The 5341-nt window shown below is 36.2% G+C and carries 3 protein-coding genes and 1 tRNA gene; all 4 read right to left on the bottom strand.

The genetic code is table 11. From position 1 onward, the window contains the following. Nucleotides 1-88: 88 nt before the first annotated feature. Nucleotides 89-1516 (bottom strand): alanine/glycine:cation symporter family protein, encoded by a 1428-nt coding sequence (locus tag ACQV18_RS09200; RefSeq protein ID WP_428875543.1) that lies wholly within the window; start codon nucleotides 1514-1516, stop codon nucleotides 89-91. 493 nt (nucleotides 1517-2009) lie between these two features. After that, a tRNA-Leu gene (locus ACQV18_RS09195) sits at nucleotides 2010-2092 on the bottom strand. Nucleotides 2093-2148: 56 nt separating this feature from the next. Further along, nucleotides 2149-4335 (bottom strand): Tex family protein, encoded by a 2187-nt coding sequence (locus ACQV18_RS09190; RefSeq protein WP_428892996.1) that lies wholly within the window; start codon nucleotides 4333-4335, stop codon nucleotides 2149-2151. Between the two features lie 4 nt (nucleotides 4336-4339). After that, on the bottom strand, nucleotides 4340-5074 hold the full coding sequence (locus ACQV18_RS09185) for a metallophosphoesterase family protein (RefSeq protein ID WP_428875545.1): 735 nt from the start codon (nucleotides 5072-5074) through the stop codon (nucleotides 4340-4342). Between the last annotated feature and the right edge of the window lie 267 nt (nucleotides 5075-5341).

Raw genomic sequence — 5341 nt, 5'->3', positions numbered from 1 at the left:
TATACCATTCAATTAACCGTTTAAATACAAACTCCAACTTTTGAGGTTCACATCAATTCAGAAGATCTTTTTGTGAAAATATATTTGTTTAGTGAGCCTTTTCGTATTTATAATCCCATGATAGATGTTCTGCATCGATTTGAACTTGTTTGTCATAATCTTTCAGGACTTCTGCTGTTTTACCTGACAAAAAGATTAGAGCAATTATATTAGGTAAAGCCATTAGCCCCATTGATAAGTCAGCAATATCCCAAACTACACCAGGACTTGCAAAATAACCCATGGCAATTGCCATCAAAGCAACTAACTTAAAAGAATGAATGATTTTCCCATTATCAAAGATAAATTTAACATTGGACTCTGCAAAGAAAAACCAACCAACAATTGTAGTTAAGGAAAAGCTTGATAAGGCGATGGCTAAGAATGACTCTCCAATTTTTCCAAATTGAATTTGGAAAGCAGTTTGTGTCATGATTTGACCATACTCACCTAAAGCTTGAGGTGTCATAGCTTGGATTGTTTCAATGGAATAAGCCCCTGTTAAAAGATTTATCATGACCGTTGCCACACAAATAATAAAAGTACATATAAAAACACCAATCATGGCAATAAAGCCTTGTTCAGCAGGATGTGAAGTCACAGCTACTGCATGAGAATGGGGGGTTGATCCCATTCCGGCCTCATTTGAAAATAAACCTCTAGCTAACCCATATCGCATTGCTTGCTGAACACTGATTCCTAGCGCTCCTCCAGCTATCGCTTGAGGATTGAAAGCGCTATTAATAATCAACTTGATAGTGGGTATCAATTGATCAATGTTTAAAATCATAATTAATAATGCCACTAAAACATATGATATGGCCATAGTAGGAACAACACGCTCAGAAAATTTACCAATCCGCTCCATTCCTCCAATAAGGATCCAGCCAACCACCACTATTAAAACACAGGCTATCAAGAATTGATTTAAACCAAAAGCCGTATTCATTGACGAAATAATAGAGTTAGCCTGAACCATAATACCAACTAATCCAAGTGCAACAATGCACAAAACAGCAAAAATATATGCTAGCCACTTTTGCTTTAAACCATTTTTAATATAGTACGCAGGTCCTCCAACTAACGTACCATCTGAAACTTCCCTCTCCCTAAATACTTGAGACATGGTAGCTTCAGCAAACATTGTAGACATTCCTAAAAAGCCAGAAACCAACATCCAAAATGCCGCTCCCGGACCGCCACCAATAATAGCAGTTGCAATCCCTACTATATTGCCAGTCCCTACTTGAGCCGCAACGGCTGTAGCTAAAGATTGAAAAGGAGTCATGCCACCTTCTTTGGCTGATTTACCCTTTATAATATCTGATATCATACGTTTCAGAGCAGGAAAAACACGTGAAAACTGCGGGAAACCCAAACGAACAGTCATAAATAATCCGATTCCAATAAAAGCATATAAAAGAACATAATCCCATAAATAATCTCTAAGTGTTACAACAATATCTGAAAAATTCATTAAATAATTCCTTTCTTAATTAGAAACAGCTGAAGTAGACCTGTTAATAAATAAATAAATAAATAACTTTCATATATAGGTTCACTCCTTCCAAGATAATTTGTCGCTACTTGTTAAGATTAACACAAACTATAAGGTGAATTAATGGTTTTCATTAATTTTTTTAATCGTTTTACTCAATAGTATTATAGCTGATATGTTATTTTTAAACATTTGAATGCTTGAAGGAAATTGTGACTTAATTACTAACGTTCGATGTAGAATTTTAGTCATTCATAAGTATGCTAAATATCGAATAAGATTGATAAAAGGCATTCTATTTCATTTTTATGTTAATAAGTAGATTAGTTTGAAAGAACTTAGATCATTAACTAGAATTCTTAATTTTAAAAAGAAAGAAGTGGTATCCATCCGATATAAACACCGAATAAATACCACTTAAATAATCACAAAATATCAACTTTTATTATAACTTCCATAACCAAAATCCTAATGCGGCCGAGAAGACTCGAACTTCCACATCCTTAAGGATACCAGCCCCTCAAGCTGGCGCGTCTGCCATTCCGCCACGACCGCTCTATCAATAACGATAGTATATATTGTAACGAATCGGCAGCGCTTATGTCAACTTTTTATTTAGGATTTATTAGTTTTAATCCAATGCGTGACCGTTCACGATCAATAGAAATTACTTCTACTTCAACAATATCTCCCACGGCTACTAGCTCAGAAGGATGCTTAATGAATCGACCTTTTGGTGAACTTAATTTAGATATATGGATAAGTCCATCCTGTTTAACTCCAATATCAACAAAAACGCCAAAGTCGACAACATTTCTTACAACACCCTGTAACTGCATATTTTCCTCTAAGTCTTCCAGCTTCAAAACATCGTCTCTTAAAATAGGCGCATCCTGACCATCTCGAATATCTTGACTAGGATTTATCAAGCCTTCCAAGATATCCTTGGCTGTTTCTTTTCCAATTTGATAAGTTTGAGCAATCTGCTGGGTGTCTAAAGATTTTAAAATTTGACTGCTTTCTACTTGACCTATTTCATCTAAAGACAAGCCATTATCTTCTAGAATCCGTTCTGCAATTGCGTATGATTCTGGGTGAATAGAGGTCTGATCTAGAGGGTTTGTTCCTTTTATAATGCGTAAGAAGCCAACAGCTTGTTCATAGGTTTTTGGTCCCATGCGTTTCACTTTTTTAATCTGTTTTCGATCCTCAAACCTACCAATCTCATCTCTTAAAAGAATCACATTCTTAGCTGTTGCATGGGTCATTCCAGATACACGTTCTAATAATTGAATACTAGCAGTATTAATGTCGACTCCTACCTGATTGACTGTCATATTAACGACAAAATCCAATTCATCTGCCAATAAATTTTGGCTAACATCGTGCTGGTATTGTCCGACTCCCATTGATTTCGGATCAATTTTTATCAACTCTGCTAGAGGATCTTGCAATCTTCTTGCGATAGAAACTGCACTTCTTTCTTCTACTTGATAATCAGGAAATTCTTCACGAGCTATTTTACTAGCTGAATATACAGAAGCGCCTGCCTCATTAACAACTATAAACCGAATAGACCGGTCAATCTGCTTAACTACTTCACTTACAAAGACTTCAGATTCTCTACTTGCTGTTCCGTTACCAATAGCAATAACATCAACTTGATGTTGTTCAATCATTGACTTTAAAATAGTCGCTGCTTGTTGGCGCTTATAGTCAGTTGCAGGTGGATGCGGATAGATTACACCCTTATCTAGCACACGACCAGTTTCTGAAATAATCGCCAATTTGCACCCCGTACGATAAGCAGGGTCTAATCCGAGTACGCGAAAGCCCTTCATTGGAGGCTGTAAAAGTAAATGACGTAAGTTCTCTCCAAAAATAGCAATCGCATGGCGATCTGCCCTTTCAGTTTGTTCACTCCTAATTTCACGCTCAATTGCCGGCTGAATAAACCGTTTATAGGCATCTTTAATTGCTAACTCAATCCGCTCTTTTTGTTGGTTAGGCAGTTCTTCATCTAGAATATGCTTTTCTATATACTGAAGCGCCGGTTCCTCATCTACTTTGATTTTAACTGAAAGAACCCCTTCTTTTTCACCACGATTGGAGGCTAAGACACGATATTCAGCAATTTTCATTAGTTTTTCTTGGAAATCGTAATACATTTGATAAACTCCACGTTCGTCAATGTCTTGCTCTTTTAAAGTAGTGGTCCAATAGGCATTATATTTTGTATATTTTCGAATAAATTCTCGGAAATCTGCTCGATCCGATATTTCTTGAGCAATAATCTCATGGGCTCCTTCGAGTGCTTTGTCAACTGATGAAACCGACTCGTTAAGATATTTTTCGGCCTCTTGCTCCAGTGGAACATCTAAGTCTTTATTAGTTAGCATCCAACTTGCTAAAGGTTCTAAACCATTCTCAATAGCCACCATCGCTTTAGTCCGACGTTTTTTCTTAAAGGGACGATATAAGTCTTCTACTTGTTGTAATGTCTGTGCCTGTTCAATATTTTCTTGAAGGTCAGCATCCAGCTTCCCTTGTTCCTCAATCGCTTTTAAGACATCCTCTTTGCGTTGATGGAGATTTAAAGCATACTGATACTGTTTATCGATATCATAGATTTGAACCTCATCAAGAGACCCAGTCATTTCTTTACGGTAACGTGAAATAAAAGGGATTGTATTCCCTTCCTCCAATAAATTAAGAACCGCATTAATTTGATTGACTTCTATATTTAATTCGTTGCTAATGGATTTGATAATATTTGCTTGATTGTTTTCATTATTCATCCTATCATTCTCCTTCTAAAACTGGGACGGAATATATCTGAATTACTGCCGTTTTACTAACTTTCATAGCATGCAGTTCTCCTCCAAAGACACAACCACCATCAATTCCCCATTTCATATCTTTACGCCAAACATTGGAATTATAGTAATTCTGATGAAGCACCATAGTTGGAGTGTGCCCAAAAATAATTTGTTTACCGGTAGAATTCTTTGTTTGATGAAAGCTGTCTCTAATCCACAGAAAATCGTGATCAGAAGTGTTTTTCCAGTTTTCAAGCGACAAATCTACACCAGCATGAACAATAATGAATTCTCCATATTCAAAATAATAAGGGAGACCCTCTAACCAAGTTTCCAGCTTAGGATAAGTCTGTTTAATTTGACGAGCTAGTCGTCTGGCTTGTGATTTTACGACTTTCTCTTCAGGAATATTTAATAACTGACAAATAGTCGCTACTCCACCATTCATAATGTAATGATTAAAAAAATTATGCGGGCTTCGCAAAAAATTTAAGAGCATGGATTCATGGTTCCCTCTTAAACAGAGGGCATTCTTTTCTTTTTGAAGTTGCCATACACGGTTTAAAACAGCTAAACTATCATAGCCACGATCAATATAATCTCCAATAAAGACCAATCGCTCTTCTTCAGGTATCCAACTTGCTAATAGTTGATCTAATTCATCACTCATTCCGTGGATATCTCCGATAACAAATAAGTGCTCTGGATTATTTTTCACTGCTTCACCGCCTTTAAAATCGAATAAATTAAGTATAGCATAGCTTAAGTAGTAGGAAAATCATAGAATATTTTATAGAAAGCTCTATCAATAGTAAAGCCCCTCACGCAAGTTAGAATAAACTACTTGAAGGGCTTTATTGTTTTGGTTCTATAATAAACAGGGTGGATGGAAGAAAAAAACACTTCCTTCCATCCTATTTTTTGCTACACAAAAACACAGAAGTCCGATCTATTAAAAGTGGTAACTAAAATAGAAAGGACTCTG

The organism is Facklamia sp. P9177, from assembly GCF_050409585.1.
Taxonomy (GTDB): Bacteria; Bacillota; Bacilli; order Lactobacillales; family Aerococcaceae; genus Facklamia.
The sequence above is the reverse complement of the archived record's forward strand: the minus strand, read 5'-3'. Positions and strand labels throughout refer to the sequence as shown.